Source organism: Bartonella quintana (genome assembly GCF_009936175.1).
Taxonomy (GTDB): domain Bacteria; phylum Pseudomonadota; class Alphaproteobacteria; order Rhizobiales; family Rhizobiaceae; genus Bartonella; species Bartonella quintana.
Genome location: NZ_AP019773.1, coordinates 923,605 through 944,543 on the forward strand (window position 1 = coordinate 923,605; position 20,939 = coordinate 944,543).

The window sequence follows — 20,939 nt, forward strand, 5'->3', positions numbered from 1 at the left end:
AACGCTTTTATCCATATAACACTTCTTTCCGACGCAAGCCAAAATCAACGGCCGCTCAAGCAACATTAAAATCCCAATAGTTAAAATAGCAATAACAGCTCTACCTGAACAAATCATGAGCACCAGGAATACGAGACACTGCCCAATGGTAAAAGCTTCCTTCCTGAGGTTTTTGAGTAGTTTTTGCCTTTCTATGGATATGGAATCCTATAAAACATGGATCTGCAAGCGGTTCAAGGCCAAAAGTTGGATCAAAAATATATTCAGTTTTTCGCCCTGTCCAATAATAAAAAGTTCCCTTTTGCTTTGCTTCATGAAAAAAATCATACCGTTTAGCCAATCGCGAAATACCATCATTGCCAAATATCGTAACTCCAAGATTTCCAGGTAAAACCGGCATTTTTTTCCTCTTCAACCAAAATGGCTTCCAAACACGACGTTTAAATCCAAGCCACTCAGGAACAATTTCTGTGCCTGCCCAATAATCTTCAAACACCCTTATAATAGGGTTATCTGGTGGAAAATAAAGTGCAGAAACACCTACCTTTAAAGCATTTTCTCTTGCAAACCAAACTTTATCAGCATCTGGATGAAACTGTTTAACCAGGTAAACATCTGTATCCAACCAAACGCCCTGCTGATATTTCATTAACATAACACGAAAAAAATCCGAAAATTGAACAATCGTACACCCTGGTTTACTATCAGAAAAATTTGGATCAAGGCGGTAAATTGCTGAACGTGGTAGAATTGATTCGGCTTTATGCAATTCAACACCAACGGGCAGATTGCCCACTTCTTTATCATAACTGAAAAGCTTAACGCGCTGCCCAGTTTTAACCATTGAGGATAAACAAAGCCTATCAACCAGTCTTAGTTGTCCGCCATACCAAAAAGTGCAAATATCCATAGGCAATATATCAAAAATATTCTAAACTTACACGAAAAAGTTGTTCAACATCATGAACACACTCAGCAAGAGCAAAAATCACTATCCGATCACCAGGCAAAATGCGCGTATCTGCCGAAAGCTGTATTATTGTTTTATTGCGATAAATCGCACCAATCCTTAAACCATCTGATAAATTGAGCTCTGACAATGATTTGCCAACCAAGGAAGAGGTTTGCATCACTTCAGCCTCAATAATTTCTGCTCGACCATTAAAAACCGAGTGAACAGCACGAATACGCCCACGACGCATTTGTTGCAGAATTCTCGATATCGTAACACTATGTGGATTAAGATATGCATCTACACCAACTGCGCGGCTAAACTCCTGATAAGCAACATTATTGATTAACACCATATTGGCTTTGCATCCCAGTCTTTTAGCGATAATAGCACTTAAGAGATTAACCTGATCTTGATTAGTCAATGTAATCATTAAATCGGCCTGATCAATTCCAGCATCCTGAAGAATAACTGGATCTAAGACATTACCATACAAAACGGTTGTTCTTTCGAGTTGATCAGCAATTGTTAGCGCTCTTTCTTTCTGCGCTTCTATAATTTTTAACCTTAATTTATGAAGGCGCTTTTCAATAGCTTGAGCAACATAGAGACCAATATGCCCTCCTCCCGCAATAATCATGCGATGAGCATCTTGTTCTTTATGACCAAAAAGCCCAACTGCACGGCGCATCTGATCACGAGCAGCAACAAGATAAGTCACGTCGCCAATGCGTAATTGCGTCTCTGAATGCGCTACCAACAATTCTGAACCACGTTTAATAGCAGTAACAGTCGTCCGAAGATCTGGAAAAAGCTCTGTTAACTGACGCAAAGGTGTATTAATAACCGGACAATCTTCCATACATTCTAATGCTAACGCAACAATATCATCGTTACAAAAATAAAGAACATCTATTGCCCCCGGTAAAGCAATACGACGCAGAACCATTTCTCCAACTTCAACTTCTGGCGAAATAACCACATCAATGGGAATATTCTCTCGAGCAAAAAGCGTCTTATAGCGCGGTTCTAAATAGGATTGTGAACGAATACGTGCAATTTTTGTTGGAACATTGAACAATGAGTGAGCCACCTGACAAGCCACCATATTGACTTCATCAAATAAAGTTACTGCAATCAACATATCAGCTTTGTCTGCATCAGCAGCCAAAAGTATCTCAGGTCGCGCCCCGTGACCAACAAAACCTCGAACATCCAACGTATCGCGAATTTTTTCAATCAATCTCACTTCAATATCAATAACCGTAACATCGTGATTTTCAGCAGCAAGACGCTCTGCTATCCCATAACCAACCTGTCCCGCCCCGCAAATAATAACACGCATAATCTATGAAACTCCAAGTGCCTTAAGCTTACGATGCAAAGCTGAACGTTCCATACCTATAAATTCAGCTGTACGCGATATATTTCCACCTAAACGTCCAATCTGCGCTTCTAAATACCTCTTTTCAAACAATTCTCGTGCTTCACGCAACGGTAAATCCATTATATTCTCATCTGAATCCATTTGAAGGCGCGGCAAAGAATCGCTCACTTCCGTAGGAAGAAGCTCTGTTGTTATTGGATCATCACCATCACGTACAAGAATGAGAAGACGCTCAATATTATTGCGTAGCTGCCGCACATTACCTGGCCAAGCATGCGCTTGCAAAATAGCTATAACATCATCACTAATTTCACGCGGCTTAATACCAACTTGCTGCGATATTGTTTTAACAAAATGACGGACAAGTTCTGGAATGTCTTCACGACGCGCTGAAAGTGGTGGAACAGCAATGGGAACAACCGAAAGACGATGAAAAAGATCTTCTCTAAAGCGCCCATCAGAAATAAGATTTTCAAGATTTTGCGCTGTTGAGGAAATGATACGAACATCTACCTTGACACGTTTTGTGCCACCAACCCTCTCAAATGTCTGTCCTGTCAACACCCGAAGAATTTTACCTTGAGTCTCACCTGGCATATCAGCAACTTCATCAAGATATAGTATTCCACCATGGGCTTCCTCTAATGCACCGATCTTGCGCTCTCCCCCCTCCATTTCGCTGCCAAACAATTCTATTTCCATTTTTTCCGGAGTGATCGTTGCTGCGTTTATTGTAACAAATGGACCATTCGAACGCGCCGAAAGCGCATGAATAGCACGTGCTACCATCTCTTTTCCAGCACCAGAAGGTCCAGTAATCATAACGCGGCTATTGGTCGGTGCTACTTTTTCTATGATTTGACGCAAATGTTTCATAATAGTTGAGGTTCCGAGCAGTTCCGATGTTTCACTCGAACGTTTTCGTAATTCTAAAAGTTCTCGTTTTAAATTTGAGTTTTCCAGAGTCCGTTCCGCAACCAACACCAATCGATCAGCCTTAAAAGGCTTTTCAATAAAATCATATGCTCCTCGTTTTATAGCAGAAACAGCCGTCTCAATATTACCATGACCAGAGATCATAACCACCGGAAGAGCAGGGTATCGCGTTTTAATTTCATCAAGCAGCGCTAGTCCATCGAGACGACTTCCTTGCAACCAAATATCCAAAAAAATAAGCTTTGGAATACGCTCACTAATTTGTGCCAATGCTTCATCAGAGTTACATGCAATACGCGTTTCATAGCCTTCATCATCTAAAATACCAGCAACAAGCTCACGAATATCCGCTTCATCATCAACAATTAAGATATCTGATACCATCTCATTCCCCTATCTTATGATTTATGGCTTGTGTAATACTACTCTGCTTAACCCCATCCGCCGGAAATATCAAACGGATCATCGCTCCATGACCTTCATAAAAACTCTTTGGTGCATCATGCAATTCCATGTAACCACCATGATCTTCAATAACTTTACGCACAATGGCTAATCCCAGCCCTGTCCCTTTTTCCCGCGTTGTGATATAAGGTTCTAATAATTTTTGCCTTTGCTCTTTAGGAAGCCCTTTACCATTATCAATCACATCCACAACCACACATCCTCTTTGACGATAAGAACGTACAAGAATATGACCGTGAATGCTTTCCTCTCGCATGACTGAATCTATAGATTCGCTCGCATTTTTGATAACATTGCAAAAAGCTTGCACAATGAGACGATTGTCAAATGCGCCTACAAGTGGTACACTTCCTAAGTCTTGCTCAAAATGAATATCATGTCGGGTAACTTCTATCAAGAAACATGCTTCACGCAGTAATCCACGTATATCTAAAACATCCATTTGCGGTTTGGGCATACGCGCAAAAGAAGAAAATTCATCAACCATACGCCCAATGTCTCCAACCTGTCGAATAATCGTATCAATACATCGATCAAAAACTTCCCGATCTTGGGTAATAACTTTGTTGTAACGTTTACGAATACGTTCAGCCGACAATTGAATAGGTGTAAGCGGATTTTTGATTTCGTGTGCAATACGGCGTGCAATATCTGCCCACGCCGATGAACGTTGTGCTTCAACAAGGTCTGTAATATCATCAATTGTTAAAACCCAAGATTGCCCCTGTCCATCATTCTCTTCCATCGTAATTTGCACATTACAAACACGTTCTTGTCCTGCAACACTTAAAGTTACCTGCTCACGATGATTTTTACGATCTAACGAACTTGCAAACTGAAAAACTTGCCAAATTTCAGCGCTTAACAATAAAAGACTGTGTCCAATAACTTCTTCAGAGCGAATATCAAACATCGTTTCAATAGACCGATTGATAATTGTAATATCGCCATTATTATCAATTCCAGCCACACCCGCTGTTACACCAGACAAAACAGCTTCAGAAAAACGCCTTCTCTCATCAATTTGATCACGAACTGCAATCAACTCATTACGCCGACTTTTCAATTCACTAACCATGTAATTAAAAGTTTTTGATAACTGTCCAATATCCCCATCCCTCGCGCGCACTGGCACAAAGACTTCCATATTTCCAGAAGCTACATCATCAGCGGCACCAATAAGAAGACGAATAGGACGCACCAAGCGATCAGCAACAGCAATACCAGACCAAATGGCTGATAAGAATAAACTAAAGAAAAGACAAAGATAAAGCATACCAAATGCGATTTGCGTCAGCAAACGATTTTCATTTAAATCACGATAACGGTCTGTATTAACTTCTGTCAAACGCAAAGCAGATAAAACGTCTTTATCAACGTCACGCACCAGATACAAAAATGTATTTGGAATATTGGTAAATTTTAAAATAATGCCAAAATAATCATAAACCCCCGGCTGAAAAGAAAAAGGTCTTGCGCTGGTTGCACGTTCGATAAGATTGGAAGGTGGAATAGGCAGTTTATCCTCATCACCAAGATCGCTCGATATAAAAACAGTTCCGCTAGAACTTAACAAAAATGCACCACGCAAATTGCGTCCGATAGCATGACGCGTTAATTGCATCCGATATTCAGCTGGATTACGCTCTAAAAGCTTTTTATTATCAAGGGCAAAGGTCATAGCGTAAGATAAATTTTTCAAATTTTGCAGCATTTCATCCGCATAAGCATTTGCTAAATCGATAGAAGAACCTACAATTTGCCGTGTTGTCGTATCAAACCACCGATCAAGTCCTAAATTCAGTGCAGGTCCCGATACAAGAGCGACTGCAACAGCCGGCATTGTTGCAACAAGTGCAAACAACGAAATCAGACGCACATGAAGACGGGAGGCTGCACGCCTTGAGCGCCATGCACGGATGATGGGAATCATCTCGTAAAAAACAATAATCACAAGCCCTAAAACCCAAACACTATTAACTCCTATAAGAATGAGGGTGACAGCTCTACTGGGAACAACAGGGGTTAATCCAATAAGAATGATAAACGAAACAGACGCTGTTAATAAAGCCAATACAATGATTGTGATACCTAAAAAGATATACACCTTACTTAAGCGATATAACTCATCGTTATAAGTCTTTTGCTCTATGTCTTGGAGATTCATCACAGATGTTGTATTCATAATTAGCTTACACTACCTTTATCCTATTGTCTCCATATAATCCCTTGTGACAAAAATTGACAATACCAATACCATATCTAAAATATGGCCAATCTAGCAAGTGAAGAAAGAACTTCTACATTTTCTGAAATATCTTTAAAATAAAGCGCGTTCGGTGATATTTTACAGAGGAGATGAAATGCGGTTAACAAAACAGACAAATTACGCCCTCCGGATGCTCATGTATTGTGCAGATAATCAAGGATCTCTAAGCCGTATTCCAGACATTGCTAAAGCATACGCTATTTCTGAGTTTTTTTTATTTAAAATCCTTCAACCACTTGTTGAAGCAGGTTTTATACAAACAGTACGAGGACGCAATGGTGGCATTAAATTGGCTAAACCTGCAGCAGAGATTTCGGTGGCCGATGTTGTGAAAGTAACGGAAGATAACTTTTCCATGGCAGAATGTTTCAATACTGCAAAATCTAACTGCCCATTGATAGATTTTTGTGGCTTAAATACCGCACTTCAAAAAGCTTTAAATGCTTTTTTTGATGTATTATCAATGATATCTCTCGCTGATCTGCAACGCCGCTCCTTTCGAAACCAACTAAAGATTGATAACCATGAAACAATCAACTGAAATCATTGCGAAAGGCAAGTAAAAGACAACACGAAGGGAAATGAAACATTTCTATTGCAGCGATAATATTAGCCGCTGGACGCGGTAAAAGAGCAGGATCTTTACAAAAAAATCCAAAACAATACCGACTTTTAGGACAAAAGCCGGTTATTTGTCATACCGTGCGTTGTTTTTGCCAGCATCCAGCCATTACAACGATTATCCTTGTTATTCATCCAGAAGACCGCCAAATCTGTGAGCAAGCTATCGCGGATTTTAAAGAGCAGCTCATCATTGTTGAGGGAGGTAATACACGTCAAATATCCACTTTACGTGGGCTTCATGCTCTCAAAAAGTTTAAGCCCAAGTATGTGCATATTCATGATGGCGCACGCCCCTTTATCGAAAACAAGCTCCTTGAGAAAATCCATACCACTGTCAATCATCAAGAAGGCGTTCTTCCTGTTCTCCCTGTTTCTGATACTCTCAAACGCGTAAATAGCACACACCGTGTTCTAGAAACAATTCCACATACCCATCTTTATAGTGCACAAACTCCACAGTGTTTTCCCTTTGAACGCATCTTAGCTGCCCATGAAAGAGCAATGCAAACTTGCAAAAAAGAGTTTACCGATGATTCTGCAATTGCCGAATGGTTTGGGATTCCTATGCATACCATCCCTGGAGATTCTCATAATATAAAAATTACATGGCACGAAGATTTTGATACTGCACATTTATATCTCAAGAAAAAAATGCAAATGTTTCCTGATATCCGCACCGGAAATGGTTATGATGTTCATTCTTTCGAGGAAGGAACTTCTCTTATATTATGCGGCATAAAAATTCCTTTTCATAAAAAATTAAAGGGACACTCCGATGCTGATGTCGCTTTTCATGCACTCACAGATGCCCTGCTCGCTACTCAAGGTGCAGGGGATATTGGCACACATTTTCTTCCCTCTGATCCGCAATGGAAAAATGCACCATCAGAAATTTTTCTACGTCATGCTCTTAAGATTATTAAACAAGCAGGCGGCCGTATCGCCAATGTTGATATCACACTGATCGCCGAAACCCCTAAAATCGGCCCTTATCGTCATACAATGACAGAAAATCTTATGAATATACTCTCACTCTCACTCGATCGGATCTCCATTAAAGCAACAACAAATGAAAAACTCGGATTTATTGGTCGTGAAGAAGGTATTGCTGCTCTTGCAACGGCCACTGTCCTTTATCCAGGAGAAATTCCCAAATGACATCTTTTTGTGAAAAGCAAGCACATGCAGTTCTTACAGCTTGTCGCAAAAAAGGTTTGCTTTTAACAACCGTTGAATCTTGTACAGGGGGACTCATTGCTGCAAATCTCACTCATATTGCGGGATCATCCGATGTACTTGATTGTGGATTTGTTGTTTATTCAAATGAATCTAAAACGCGCCTTGTTGGCGTATGCGCTGAACTTATAAAAACGTACGGCGCCGTTTCAAAAGAAGTTGCTCTTGCAATGGCCAAGGGTGGATTAAAATATTCACAAGCTGGAATTGCAGTCTCTGTAACAGGAATTGCAGGTCCAGGAGGAGCATGTCTCGATAAACCTGTAGGACTTGTGCACTTCGCAGTTGCTTACAAAAATTATAAAACTCTGCACACAGAAATGCACTTCAAGGATCTTGATCGCAATGCTATCCGTCATGCAACCGTTGAAAATGCCTTGAAAATGATCTTAGAATCTCTCCAATGACATTTCCTCCAATTCGATTTCTAGATTTCATGTCACCACAATCACAGGTTTATGACATACGATAAATAGGTGTCATGCAACAAAATCAACTGAACAGATTACACCAATGAAGAACCATAAATCTGATGAGCACGTCTTTCAAAAGCATCAGTAAATTTATGAAAAGCAATATCAAACATTGAACCCATTACTAATCCAAGCATTTTGTTTTTAAATTCATAATCAATAAAAAATTCTACATTACATGCATTGGCATTCTCAATGTTATAAAAGGCCCAACGATTTTCAAGATATTTAAATGGACCATCAATATATTTAACCTCTATGAACTTTTCCTTCGGCTGAAGAAATACTTGGGTTGTAAAAGTTTCTCGGAAAAGTTTATAGCCAACTGTCATGTCAGCAAGAAGCAATGTCTTTTCCTTATATTTTTTGCGAGAACGTACTGTTAAAGCTTCGCACATCGGTAAGAATTCAGGATAATGTTCAATATCCGAAACAAGATCAAACATTTCACGGGCGCTATGGGCAATTTGCCGATGTGTTGTAAAATTCGGCATAATTATCTCTGTAAAGCAAATTTTTCATCACGTGCTTTTTGCAAAATTGCGAAATCATCCCCTGCATGATGAGATGAACGCGTTAGAGGATTGGAAGCCATATGCAAAAAACCCTTTACTTTACCAATCTTGGCAAAAGACTCAAACTCTTCAGGAGGAAAAAAACGAATAACCGGATGATGTTTTCGTGTAGGTTGCAAATATTGCCCAATTGTCATAAAGTCAACATCAGCAGAGCGTAAATCATCCATCAATTGAAGAATTTCATTTCGTTCTTCCCCAAGTCCAACCATAATTCCTGATTTTGTGAAGATCGTCGGATCAAGTTCCTTAACACGTTGTAAGAGCCGAATCGAATGAAAATAACGCGCCCCTGGACGAACTTTTAAATATTTAGATGGAACTGTTTCCAAATTATGATTAAAGACATCAGGCTTAGCAGCAACAACAATTTCTAAAGCTCCATCCTTATGGCGAAAATCAGGTGTGAGGACTTCAATTGTTGTCTTGGGAGCTTTTCGACGAATAGCATAAATAACTTTTGCAAAATGTTGTGCACCACCATCAGCAAGGTCATCACGATCAACAGATGTAATCACAACATGTTTTAATTCCATCTGTGCAACAGCATCCGCCACACGTTCTGGCTCATTATCATCGACTGCAAGCGGAATACCTGTTGCAACGTTGCAAAAAGCACAAGCCCGCGTACATATTTCACCCAAAATCATAAAACTGGCATGCCGCTGGCTCCAACATTCGCCAACATTTGGACAACCCGCTTCTTCACATACCGTCACTAATTTATGAGCGCGTACAATATCATACGTCTCCTTATATATCTTTGATGTTGGCGCTTTCACACGAATCCAATCTGGTTTTTTCTGAATGCTTGTATCCGGACGATGCATCTTTTCAGGATGACGCAAACGTCTATTCGTAACTCTATCAACAACCGTAACCATTTAAGCCTCTGCCTTGTAGATATGGACCGCCGATGAAAAATCACAAAATAAAAAATTTTTCATATAATTCAGCCATCAAGCATTTAAAACTTGATCATAAGCATCCAGTACACTTTCTTTCATCATTTCCGATAATGTCGGATGTGGAAAGACCGTATGTATCAATTCTTCCTCGGTTGTTTCAAGATTCATGGCAATAACAAAACCTTGTATCAGTTCGGTTACTTCTGCCCCAACCATATGTGCACCAAGAAGCTGTCCTGTCTTTTTATCAAAAATAGTTTTCACTAATCCTTGATCTTCACCCAAAGCAATAGCCTTGCCATTAGCCGAAAAAGAATAACGACCAACACGGATATCGTAGCCTGCTTCTTTTGCTGCCGCTTCTGAAAATCCTACAGAAGCAACTTGCGGTGTACAGTATATGCACCCTGGAATTTTTTTCTTATCAAGCGGATGAGCATTCTTCAAACCTGCAAGATGTTCAATACATATCACGCCTTCTTTTTCTGCTTTATGTGCCAACATAGGAGGACCGGCCACATCACCAATAGCATAAATACCTTTCACACCTGTCCAACCCCATTCATCGGTTACAATGCATTCAAGGTCGGTTCTTATACCCAATGCTTCCAATCCAAGATTCTCAATATTACCCTGAACCCCGACAGCTGAAATCAACCGATCCACTGTGATTGTTTCTATCTTACCATTCACATCAATATATGCAGTAACAGAATTAGAAGCTTTTTCAACCCTTGTTACTTTTGCTTGGCTAAGAATGCGAATGCCTTTTTTCTCTAACTGTCTACGAGCAAATGCCGAAATTTCAATATCTTCGGTTGGCATGATGTGAGGCATCATTTCAACGACAGTCACCTCTGCTCCCATACCATGATAAAAAGAAGCAAATTCAATGCCAATTGCCCCAGATCCCATTACCAAAAGCGAGTTTGGTATTGTATGTGGAATCATAGCATCAAAATAAGTCCAAATGAGCTTTCCATCTGGCTCAATACCAGGAAGGGAACGAGGACGTGCACCCGTTGCAATAATTACGTGCTTTGCTTGGTAAGTTCCTTCTCCTAATGTTTCTTTAGGGACTGAATTTTGCGGTTGCATAACCGGTTTGGATGATGAAGAAACCATAATTTCTGCAAGTTGGCTTTCTTTCGCTTTCTTAGTAAGCTTTGCTTCACCCCAAATAATATCGATTTTGTTTTTTTTCATCAAAAAACCAACACCAGCATTTAAACGCGCTGAGACTCTGCGTGAACGTGCCACAACATCTTTGATATCTGCTTCAATGGAACCGTTAATCTTTAGACCATAATCCTTTACATGTTCAGAAAAATGCTTTATTTCCGCTGAACGTAAGAGCGCCTTTGTTGGAATACACCCCCAGTTTAAGCAAATTCCCCCTAGGTGTTCACGTTCAACAATCGCAGTCTTGAAGCCACATTGTGCTGCACGAATTGCAGTCACATATCCGCCAGGCCCAGAGCCAATCACAATTACATCATAAAGATTCGCCATAACAGTTCCTCCATAGATACATACAAAACGGATATGCACTCTTTAAATTCAAGATTGAAAACCAACACAACAGAATTTTCTTGTATTTTTTTATACCAAACTCACTATACATGCCTTTATCAGATAAGAAAAAACGGCAATAAAACTACTTACACTCTCTCAACTGCTTGTATCACATAACATACTATATCTCACACAATTTACGTAAAGCGTTTTTAAACAGCTCAAATTAACATTGCCAATGGATTTTCAATTATTTTCTTAAAGGTCCGCATAAGCTCCGCTGCTAATGCACCATCAACAGCACGATGATCAGCAGAAAGTGTGACCGACATAATTGTTGCAACCCCTAATGCATCATTCTTAACAACGGCACGTTTTTCACCCGCACCAATCGCAAAAATCGTTGCATGTGGCGGATTAAGAATAGCAGAAAAACTTTTCACTCCATACATGCCCATATTTGATATAGCCGTTGTTCCTCCTTGATACTCTTCCATTTTTAATTTGCGCTCACGTGCACGCTTTACAAAATCTTTCATCTCATTAGAGATAATTGACAAAGATTTTTCCTCTGCATGGCGAACAATTGGCGTAATTAACCCATTCGAAACAGAAACAGCCACCCCAACATCACAGTGTTTGTGATGAAGTATTCCACCTTCAAGCCAAGATACGTTTGCATCAGAAACTGCCTTTAAAGAAAGTGCCACGGTTTTAATAACCATGTCGTTAACTGAAAGCTTATAAGCGGGTTTAAACCCTCCTTGCATCTTAACCATCGGAGCAGCAGCATTCAATTGCGTACGAAGCTCCAATAACGCATCGAGTTCACAATCTACCGTCACATAGAAATGTGGTACTTTTTGCTTTGATTCCACCAAACGTTTGGCGATTGTTTTTCGCATATTACTATGAAGTATGAATGTATATTCATCTTCTTTAAAAAGTTGAAGTATCTTTTTGTCAGCACTATCTGTCGCTACCGGCTGTTTATTTTGTAATGAACAAGAATCTTCAAGAGCATCACTACTCATGGCTTTGTCTATATCGCGCTTGATAATACGCCCATGTGGACCGCTTCCAGAAATACATAATAAATCAAGCCCTTCTTGTGCTGCTAATCGCCGCGCTAAGGGGGAAGCAAAAAGACGTCCGTCTTGCTGTCTTACTTGTCGATCTGATGATAAACGAGACATCTGTGCTGACTTTGAATCTGTCTGTTTTTCTCTCTTTGATTCTATCACTGCAATAGAGGAAAGGGCTTTTTCTGCAACCTTTGCTGCCTCAGCTAAGTCTTCACCTTCTTCTGCTAAAACAACAATTAAACTATTCACTCTAACGCCTTGCGTTCCAGCAGGAACAACGATCTTAGCAACTGTTCCTTCATCAACAGCTTCAACTTCCATTGTCGCCTTATCTGTCTCAATTTCAGCAAGAACATCACCATAGGAAACCTTATCCCCCTCTTTGATATTCCATTTTAACAAATTCCCTTCTTCCATCGTTGGTGAAAGCGCAGGCATCGTAATCTTAATGGGCATAGTGCTTTCCTCCGTTATACTCTATAAGTCACAGTCTTAACGGCTTCAATAATTTCGGCGGTATTAGGCAAAGCCAATTTTTCAAGATTTGCCGCATAAGGCATGGGAACATCTTTACCAGAAATCGTCACAACTGGCGCATCAAGATAATCAAAGGCTTGCTGCATAACACGCGTTGCTATTTCAGTTCCAACCGACGACTGAGGGTAGCCTTCTTCAACTGTTACTAAGCGACCTGTTTTCTTGACTGAAGCAAGAATTGTCGGAAGATCCATCGGGCGAATGGTCCGTAAATCTATCAATTCAACATCAATACCAAGTTTTTCAATTTCTGGCAAAGCTTGAAGCGCATAATGCATCCCAATCCCACAGGCAACAATCGTAACATCTTGACCAGATTTATGAACACGCGCTCTCCCAATAGGCAAAATAAAATCATCTATTTGGGGAACCTCAAATTGATAACCATACAAAATTTCATTTTCAAGGAAAATAACAGGATTGTCATCACGAATAGCAGCCTTCAGCAAACCTTTTGCATCTGCCGCACTGTAAGGCATGATAACTTTAAGACCTGGTATATGACTGTACCATGCAGCATAACACTGAGAATGCTGAGCACCAACACGCGCAGCTGCACCATTGGGACCACGGAAAACCATGGGAACAGACATTTGCCCACCAGACATATAACGCGTTTTTGCTGCAGAATTTACAATTTGATCAATCGCCTGCATAGCAAAATTAAATGTCATAAATTCGACAATGGGACGCAGCCCTCCAAACGCAGCACCAACGGCCAACCCTGCAAAACCATGTTCTGTGATTGGTGTATCAATAACCCGGCGTGCACCAAATTCTTCCAATAAACCTTGACTAACTTTATAAGCACCTTGATATTGTGCGACTTCTTCTCCTAACAAAAAAACCATTTCATCACGTCGCATCTCTTCAGCCATAGCTTGATTAAGCGCTTCACGTACTGTCATCGTAACCATTCGAGTCCCCGTGGGGATATCAGAATCAGGAATAGTATCAAAAGTAGGAGGCTCCGGCATTGATGAAGAAAGAGAAGGAGATCCCCCTCCGAGCTCTTGTACAGTAGCAGCAGGTTGCAAAATATTCTCAGGATTTTCACCTTCCTCTAACAAGACTGCAATAACGGTGTTAACCTTTACGCCTTCAGAACCTTCATGCACGTAAATTTTGCCCAGAGTACCTTCATCAACAGCCTCTACTTCCATCATTGCTTTATCAGTTTCAATTTCAGCAATCACATCACCAGAGCTAACTTTATCGCCTTCTTTCTTGAGCCATTTAGATAATTTACCTTCTTCCATCGTTGGTGAAAGCGCAGGCATCAAAATATCAATAGACATACTTGCTTCCCTCGCATCAAACTAAAACATCAGTATAGAGCTCAGAAGCATCTGGCTCTTGATCACTTTGCGCAAAATCTGCCGCATCTGCAATAATCGCACGCACCTCTTTATCAATGGACTTTAAATCATCTTCGCTTGCAAAACCTTGTGTAAGAATCCGATTCTTTACCTGATCAATCGGATCCTGCTCCTCTTTTATTTTCTGAACCTCTTCCTTTGAGCGATATTTCGCTGGATCAGACATGGAGTGTCCACGATAGCGATAGGTCTGCATATCAAGAATGATTGGCCCCTTACCTGAACGTGCCCAAGTAATTGCTTCATCAGCAGCTCCTTTTACTGCTCGAACATCCATACCGTCAACAACAATACCTGGAATATCAAAAGAAAGACCACGACGGGAAAAATCAATCTCTGCAGATGCACGGACAACTGACGTTCCCATCGCATATTGATTATTTTCAATAATATAAACAACTGGAAGCTTCCAAAGCGAAGCCATATTAAAACTTTCGTAAACTTGCCCCTGATTTGCAGCACCATCACCAAAATAAACCAATGTCACGTTATCTTTACCCAGATACTGATTCGAAAATGCCAAACCTGAGCCTATAGGAACCTGTGCACCAACAATACCATGCCCACCATAAAAATTCTTTTCTTTAGAGAACATATGCATCGAGCCACCTTTTCCCTTGGAAAAGCCACCTTGACGCCCCGTTAATTCTGCCATAACCCCACGCGGGCTCATCCCAACCGCCAACATATGACCATGATCACGGTAAGACGTGATAACCTGATCACCTTCTTTTGCTGCCTTTAGCGTTCCAATAACAACAGCTTCCTGTCCAATATAGAGATGACAAAATCCCCCAATAAGCCCCATACCATAAAGCTGCCCTGCTTTTTCTTCAAAACGACGAATTAAAAGCATCTCACGATAAGAATGGATTTCCTCTTCTTTTGTAAAACGCGCTATTTGTGCTCTCTTTGTGGTGTTTGATAATGCAGTGTGCACCACTGATGCAGAATTTTTTTTAGATCGTTCTGCCATATTAAACTCCCTTTTATGATTATTTAGGAATAACCTTTATGAACAAAAGTTACAAGCATTATCAATCAGCTGAAGTGTTATCATAGACGATTGTTTTAAAATATTTTTTGAAATTAAGCGATTCCTAATTAACTTTTAATATCATTTAAGGGGGTTAAAATTGTCAATTCATTTGGCTTGGAAAAGTTTAAATTCTTCCGAACATATTCATCCAGCATATCCTTTTCAATATGCCCATTGCGTAAAAGAAAGATACGCTTTTCAATGAACATCCGCTCAGCTTCTACCTTATGAAGTTCCTTTTCTAATTCGACAATATGTTGATTAACTTCATTGCATGAATACAATCCGTACTGACCATGATAAATGTGGTAACTGAAATAGCTGACAACTCCCACTGTCATAAGTGGAAGTACAAAGCGCATTTTGATCGATCTGGGTTTTTGTTTTGTCCACATAAAAGAACACAGTCTTTACAGCATAATCACCTTAATATTTTTCCCAATTCTACACGATTTTGGTTAATATCTTATATCTTATTACCAAATTCACACACTGAAGTAACCTGTCACCATACATTTTAATATTCTTACTACAACAAAAGTAAGCTCTCTCCTTTATTGCATTTTATATTATAAACACACAGTATCCACTAACTCGTGATTTTATACCCATTTTTGTCAGTAAAGTTCCCAGCCACAATGACTATAAAATCAACAATTGCCCAAATCCCAGTAACTATCAACCCGACAACTGATAAAGAGAGAATAAGCATTAAAGCACCAGTCCAAACTTTACCAACCATAAAACGATGAACACCAAATATACCAGCAAACCAACAAATGAGGGCGAACATTACTCTTGAGTGCTCTGAACCCTGTTTTAACAATGGAAAAACAGAATTAACAGAATCTCCCTCACACACAAAATCAACGGTGTCCCCTACCCTCGGTGGATTTTTTCCCAACCAATCCCAAGTCGCAAATTGATAACGCTTACCATCATCACCCGATACAAGATAAGCCCCTTGATCTTGACTAATAATCACACCTCTCATCTTTATCACCTATAAAATTGTTGCTTATATATCTTTGAGAAAACAATTAGAATTCATAATTCTGTTTAAATGATATCATAATCTAAAAACATCTTACGCTTATAACCATCAACAATGCCAATTACCAGCATAACATGCCTGTGCCCCTAGCATTTCTTCAATGCGAATGAGCTGATTATATTTTGCTAATCTATCCGAACGGGCAAGCGAACCAGTTTTAATTTGTCCACAATTGGTTGCAACAGCAAGATCCGCAATAAAAGAATCCTCCGTTTCGCCCGAGCGATGCGATATAATAGCACGATAACTTGCTCTGTGCGCTGTCTCTACAGCATCAAGTGTCTCACTCAACGTGCCAATCTGGTTCATTTTAATAAGAATAGAATTGGCCGCACCCATTTTGATACCATCGCGCAAACGCGCTGAATTTGTTACAAATAAATCATCGCCAACAAGCTGACATTGTTTACCAATCGAATCAGTGAGTAACTTCCAACCTTCCCAATCGTCCTCAGCCATCCCATCTTCAATCGTAATAATAGGATAAGTTTTAACAAGTTGCGCCAAATAATCGACCTGTTCTTGGGTATTACGACATTTGCCTTCACCTTTATAAAAATACGAACCATTTTTATAAAATTCGGTTGAAGCACAATCTAAACCAAGTGCAATCTGTTCCCCTGGTTTATAACCACAGGTTATTATAGATTCCATAATAAAATCAATTGCTTGCTCAGCACTTTTAAACTGGGGGGCAAAACCACCTTCATCACCAACATTGGTATTATGACCCGCATCTTTTAAGCGCTTTTTTAACATATGAAAAATTTCAGCACCGTAGCGAACTGCTTCTTTCAGCGTAGACGCACCTACGGGAATAATCATAAATTCTTGAAAATCAATCGAGTTATCAGCATGGACACCACCATTAATAATATTCATCATGGGAGTTGGAAGAACATGCGCTTGTGTACCACCAATATAACGATATAAAGGTAAACACAATGATTCTGCTGCTGCTTTCGCAACAGCCAATGAAACGCCGAGAACAGCATTCGCACCGAGACGCGCTTTATTTGGTGTTCCATCCAAAGCAATCATTGCTTGATCAATAGCGATTTGATTTCTTGCATCTCGCCCAACAAGTTCCTCAAGAATTTCACCATTTACTGCAGCAACCGCTCTTTCAACACCTTTACCTTGATAACGTATCCCACCATCACGAAGTTCTATAGCTTCATGGGCCCCTTTAGATGCGCCTGAAGGAACAAAAGCACGACCTACAATCCCATTTTCCAAATGAACATCAACTTCTACTGTTGGATTCCCTCGGCTATCAAGTACTTCACGCCCAATGATATCGACAATTATAGTCATGTGAGTTTCCTTATCCAATCCAACAAAAGTCTCGATTTAAGTCAAACAACATAATGGCGAAATATTCTCTATTCAATTCACCTTTTTTGACAGATAATCAAATTCCATTAAAGTCTCAAGCAGTCTTTGTAAATGATCGATTTTAACCATATTTTGTCCATCAGAAGGTGCATTATCTGGATCTTGATGCGTTTCTAAGAAAATACCTGCAACCCCAACAGAAACAGCTGCACGCGCCAAAACTTCAACAAATTGACGTTGTCCCCCAGATGAATCACCTTGACCACCCGGCTCCTGAACAGAATGCGTTGCATCAAAAATAACAGGAGCTCCAAACGAACGCAAAATAGGTAATGAACGCATATCAGAAATAAGTCGGTTATAACCAAATGAAGTGCCTCGCTCACAAAGCATAACATGTGGATTACCACTCTGAGTGACCTTTTTTAAAACATTCTCCATGTCCCACGGAGCCAAAAACTGACCCTTTTTAATATTAATAACACGCCCCGTTTTGGCTGCTGCTACCAAAAGATCTGTTTGACGACATAAAAAAGCAGGTATTTGTAAAACATCTACCACTGAACCAACAGCTGCACATTGCTCTTCTGTATGGACATCGGTCAATACCGGACAGCCAAACTCCTTTTTGATATCAGAGAAAATAGCCATCGCTTTTTCAAGACCAATACCACGAGCCGCACCCAAGGATGTTCTGTTGGCTTTATCGTAACTCGATTTATACACAAACCCAATACCAATTTGATCTGTAATTGTTTTAATCCGACCGGCCATTTCAAAAGCATGATCCCGACTTTCCATCTGACACGGCCCCACAATTAATGAAAAAGGCGTTTCATTTGAAAAAACAATATTTCCAACTTTCACAATGGTATTTGGTTGAAACATTTTATTCCTTAAAAAGTAAATAATCAAATTTTGAATTAAACTAATCGACTCTGTTCTACAGTGGCTTCAATAAAAGAAGAAAAAAGTGGATGTGGATCAAATGGACGTGATTTCAATTCTGGATGATATTGAACACCAATGAACCATGGGTGATCTGCATATTCAATCGCTTCTGGCAAAACACCATCTGGAGACATACCAGAAAAGATCAAACCACACTGTTCAAGCTTGTCTTTATAATCAACATTCACCTCATAACGATGACGATGCCGCTCGAGAATCCTGGTCATCCCATAAATTTTAGCAATATGACTACCTTCCTTTAATTCAGCTGCAAAAGCACCAAGACGCATTGTACCACCGAGATTTCCACATTTTGCACGTTTCTCAAGCACATCCTCTTTGAGCCATTCTGTCATTAAACCTACAATCGGATTTTTTGTCTCACAAAATTCACTTGATGAAGCATTCTCAATCTTTGCAATATTGCGCGCAACTTCTATACAAGCCAATTGCATCCCAAAACAAATACCTAAAAACGGAACTTTACGTTCCCGTGCAAATTGAATTGCTTGAATTTTACCTTCTGCACCACGCGCCCCAAAAGCACCAGGAACCAAAATTCCATGAACTTTTTGTAAATAAGACGCAGGATCTTCTTTTTCAAAAAGCTCTGCTTCAATCCACTCAATATTAACCTTTACTTTATTGGCTAAACCACCATGTGCAATCGCTTCAATAAGAGATTTATAAGCATCCTTCAATCCCGTATATTTTCCAACAACAGCGATTGTAACTTCCCCTTCAAGATGATGAATCCGATATGCAATATCTTCCCAACGATCCATTTTTGGCTTAGGCGTCGGATCAATTCCAAAAGCACAAAGAACTTCTGAATCTAACCCTTCTTTATGATATGCCATAGGCACATCATAAATCGTTGGCATATTCAATGCCTGAATAACTGCACTTGGACGCACATTACAAAAAAGTGATAATTTGCACCGCTCTGTTTCTGGAATAGGTCGATCTGCACGCACCAACAGAATATCGGGAGAAATACCAATTGATTGTAACTCCTTAACAGAATGCTGTGTCGGCTTGGTTTTTAATTCACCCACCGAAGAAATATAAGGCATCAATGTAAGATGCACATAGATAACACTCTGTCTTGGTAATTCATTGTGAAGTTGACGAATCGCTTCCAAAAAAGGCATTGCCTCAATATCACCAACCGTTCCACCTATTTCACACAAAATAAAGTCAAATTCTTCATTTCCGGTAGTAATAAATCTCTTAATTTCATCCGTAACATGAGGAATAACCTGAACTGTTGCCCCTAAATAATCACCGCGTCGTTCCCGTTCAATGATATTGCGATAAATACGCCCTGTTGTAATATTGTCTTGGCTATTTGCAGAATGCCCAGTAAAACGTTCATAATGACCAAGATCAAGATCCGTTTCTGCGCCATCATCTGTCACAAAAACCTCCCCATGTTGATAAGGTGACATCGTACCTGGATCAACATTTAAATAAGGATCAAGTTTGCGAAGCCGTACGCGATATCCACGTGCCTGCAATAGCGCAGCCAACGTCGCTGCTGCAATGCCTTTTCCAAGAGAAGAAACCACACCACCAGTAATAAAAATATAACGTGCCATGGGCTTATAGTGATAAGCAATTTATAATGATTTTTCCAGAAAAAAATGCAAAAAAAAATAATTTTTCTTCTATAAAATAAAAAAGGTGAAAAAATCACCTTTTTAAGTTATACTCTCTTGAAAAAACTACTTTGTAGCACTACCAGGGACTGGATTTTCAAGAAGCGATGGAACTGGGTTTTCAATTGCAGAATTTGTAGGCTGATTTTGTTCCTGAGATGGAACCGAAACGCCACCCAGCTGCTCAAGAATAGAGGGGTGGGACCTGCCATTTGAGGATGGAATAGCCTCTGAAGCGTCTTTATTTGTAGAATTTTGTTCTGAATTAATTGGTATACGCTTCAAAATATCAGAACTGGAGTTCGATATACTCCCTACTACAGTAAGTCCAATGGATACTGTAAAAAAACAGCATGCCAGGATAGCTGTCAAACGAGATAATGCATTTTTGCTCCCACGCGTTCTCATCAACCCCGAACCACTGCTAACACCAAGCCCGCCGCCTTCCGAAGGCTGGATTAATATAATACCAACCAAAGCAATAACAACCAAAAAATGGATAACAATAAGTACTGTTTGCATAAATCCTGCTCTTCAAATAACTCTTTATGGCTA

Annotated in this window: 19 protein-coding genes; 3 read left to right on the forward strand and 16 right to left on the reverse strand. The window is 39.9% G+C overall.

Annotated elements, in window-relative coordinates; genetic code table 11:
* Positions 1-100: 100 nt before the first annotated feature.
* Genes MF1_RS03760 through MF1_RS03775 form a run of 4 tightly spaced genes read right to left on the reverse strand, consistent with a single transcriptional unit; the run spans position 101 to position 5,925 of the window.
* Positions 101-910, reverse strand: coding sequence for a glycosyltransferase family 32 protein (locus MF1_RS03760; RefSeq protein ID WP_014923988.1), 810 nt, complete (start codon positions 908-910; stop codon positions 101-103).
* A 10-nt stretch (positions 911-920) separates the two neighbouring features.
* Positions 921-2,297 (reverse strand): Trk system potassium transporter TrkA, encoded by a 1,377-nt coding sequence (trkA, locus tag MF1_RS03765; RefSeq protein WP_161510495.1) that lies wholly within the window; start codon positions 2,295-2,297, stop codon positions 921-923.
* A 3-nt stretch (positions 2,298-2,300) separates the two neighbouring features.
* Positions 2,301-3,659, reverse strand: coding sequence for a nitrogen assimilation response regulator NtrX (gene ntrX, locus MF1_RS03770; RefSeq protein WP_161510496.1), 1,359 nt, complete (start codon positions 3,657-3,659; stop codon positions 2,301-2,303).
* Between the two features lies 1 nt (position 3,660).
* Positions 3,661-5,925, reverse strand: coding sequence for a sensor histidine kinase NtrY-like (locus MF1_RS03775; RefSeq protein ID WP_161510497.1), 2,265 nt, complete (start codon positions 5,923-5,925; stop codon positions 3,661-3,663).
* 178 nt (positions 5,926-6,103) lie between these two features.
* On the opposite strand from MF1_RS03775, the gene rirA reads away from it, so the two are divergent.
* From rirA to MF1_RS03790, 3 genes are read left to right on the forward strand one after another with little or no spacing between them, the layout of a single operon-like run.
* Positions 6,104-6,550, forward strand: a complete 447-nt coding sequence (gene rirA, locus MF1_RS03780; protein WP_011179284.1) for an iron-responsive transcriptional regulator RirA — start codon at positions 6,104-6,106, stop codon at positions 6,548-6,550.
* 47 nt (positions 6,551-6,597) lie between these two features.
* Positions 6,598-7,791 carry a bifunctional 2-C-methyl-D-erythritol 4-phosphate cytidylyltransferase/2-C-methyl-D-erythritol 2,4-cyclodiphosphate synthase gene (locus MF1_RS03785; protein WP_174235350.1) on the forward strand — a complete coding sequence of 398 codons (1,194 nt, stop codon included), beginning with the start codon at positions 6,598-6,600 and terminating at the stop codon, positions 7,789-7,791.
* Entirely contained in the window at positions 7,788-8,276 is a 489-nt protein-coding gene (locus MF1_RS03790) for a CinA family protein (protein WP_011179282.1), read from the forward strand. Before MF1_RS03785 ends, MF1_RS03790 begins: the two co-directional genes overlap by 4 nt.
* Before the next feature lie 98 nt (positions 8,277-8,374).
* Here the strand turns inward: MF1_RS03790 and MF1_RS03795 are convergent, their stop codons facing one another.
* From MF1_RS03795 to secG, 12 genes are all read right to left on the reverse strand, one after another.
* A complete protein-coding gene (locus MF1_RS03795) occupies positions 8,375-8,836 on the reverse strand; it encodes a type II toxin-antitoxin system RatA family toxin (RefSeq protein WP_011179281.1) in 462 nt (153 codons plus the stop codon).
* Positions 8,837-8,838: 2 nt separating this feature from the next.
* A complete protein-coding gene (gene lipA / locus MF1_RS03800) occupies positions 8,839-9,801 on the reverse strand; it encodes a lipoyl synthase (protein ID WP_014923981.1) in 963 nt (320 codons plus the stop codon).
* Between the two features lie 75 nt (positions 9,802-9,876).
* The gene (lpdA, locus tag MF1_RS03805) at positions 9,877-11,337 is read right to left on the reverse strand and encodes a dihydrolipoyl dehydrogenase (protein WP_161510498.1); all 1,461 of its coding nucleotides are present in this window, start codon (positions 11,335-11,337) and stop codon (positions 9,877-9,879) included.
* Between the two features lie 224 nt (positions 11,338-11,561).
* Positions 11,562-12,881, reverse strand: coding sequence for a pyruvate dehydrogenase complex dihydrolipoamide acetyltransferase (locus MF1_RS03810; protein WP_161510499.1), 1,320 nt, complete (start codon positions 12,879-12,881; stop codon positions 11,562-11,564).
* Between the two features lie 14 nt (positions 12,882-12,895).
* Entirely contained in the window at positions 12,896-14,260 is a 1,365-nt protein-coding gene (locus MF1_RS03815; RefSeq protein WP_161510500.1) for a pyruvate dehydrogenase complex E1 component subunit beta, read from the reverse strand.
* A 16-nt stretch (positions 14,261-14,276) separates the two neighbouring features.
* Positions 14,277-15,317: a pyruvate dehydrogenase (acetyl-transferring) E1 component subunit alpha gene (gene pdhA / locus MF1_RS03820; RefSeq protein WP_014923977.1), complete on the reverse strand. Its 1,041-nt coding sequence runs from the start codon at positions 15,315-15,317 to the stop codon at positions 14,277-14,279.
* Between the two features lie 128 nt (positions 15,318-15,445).
* The gene (locus MF1_RS03825; RefSeq protein ID WP_042995358.1) at positions 15,446-15,775 is read right to left on the reverse strand and encodes an FtsB family cell division protein; all 330 of its coding nucleotides are present in this window, start codon (positions 15,773-15,775) and stop codon (positions 15,446-15,448) included.
* Positions 15,776-15,969: 194 nt separating this feature from the next.
* Positions 15,970-16,374, reverse strand: a complete 405-nt coding sequence (locus MF1_RS03830; RefSeq protein WP_011179274.1) for an NINE protein — start codon at positions 16,372-16,374, stop codon at positions 15,970-15,972.
* 108 nt (positions 16,375-16,482) lie between these two features.
* Entirely contained in the window at positions 16,483-17,751 is a 1,269-nt protein-coding gene (eno, locus tag MF1_RS03835) for a phosphopyruvate hydratase (protein WP_014923975.1), read from the reverse strand.
* 72 nt (positions 17,752-17,823) lie between these two features.
* Positions 17,824-18,660 (reverse strand): 3-deoxy-8-phosphooctulonate synthase, encoded by an 837-nt coding sequence (gene kdsA, locus MF1_RS03840; RefSeq protein ID WP_014923974.1) that lies wholly within the window; start codon positions 18,658-18,660, stop codon positions 17,824-17,826.
* A gap of 35 nt (positions 18,661-18,695) precedes the next feature.
* A complete protein-coding gene (pyrG, locus tag MF1_RS03845) occupies positions 18,696-20,324 on the reverse strand; it encodes a CTP synthase (protein WP_014923973.1) in 1,629 nt (542 codons plus the stop codon).
* Positions 20,325-20,450: 126 nt separating this feature from the next.
* Positions 20,451-20,906 (reverse strand): preprotein translocase subunit SecG, encoded by a 456-nt coding sequence (gene secG / locus MF1_RS03850; protein ID WP_161510501.1) that lies wholly within the window; start codon positions 20,904-20,906, stop codon positions 20,451-20,453.
* Between the last annotated feature and the right edge of the window lie 33 nt (positions 20,907-20,939).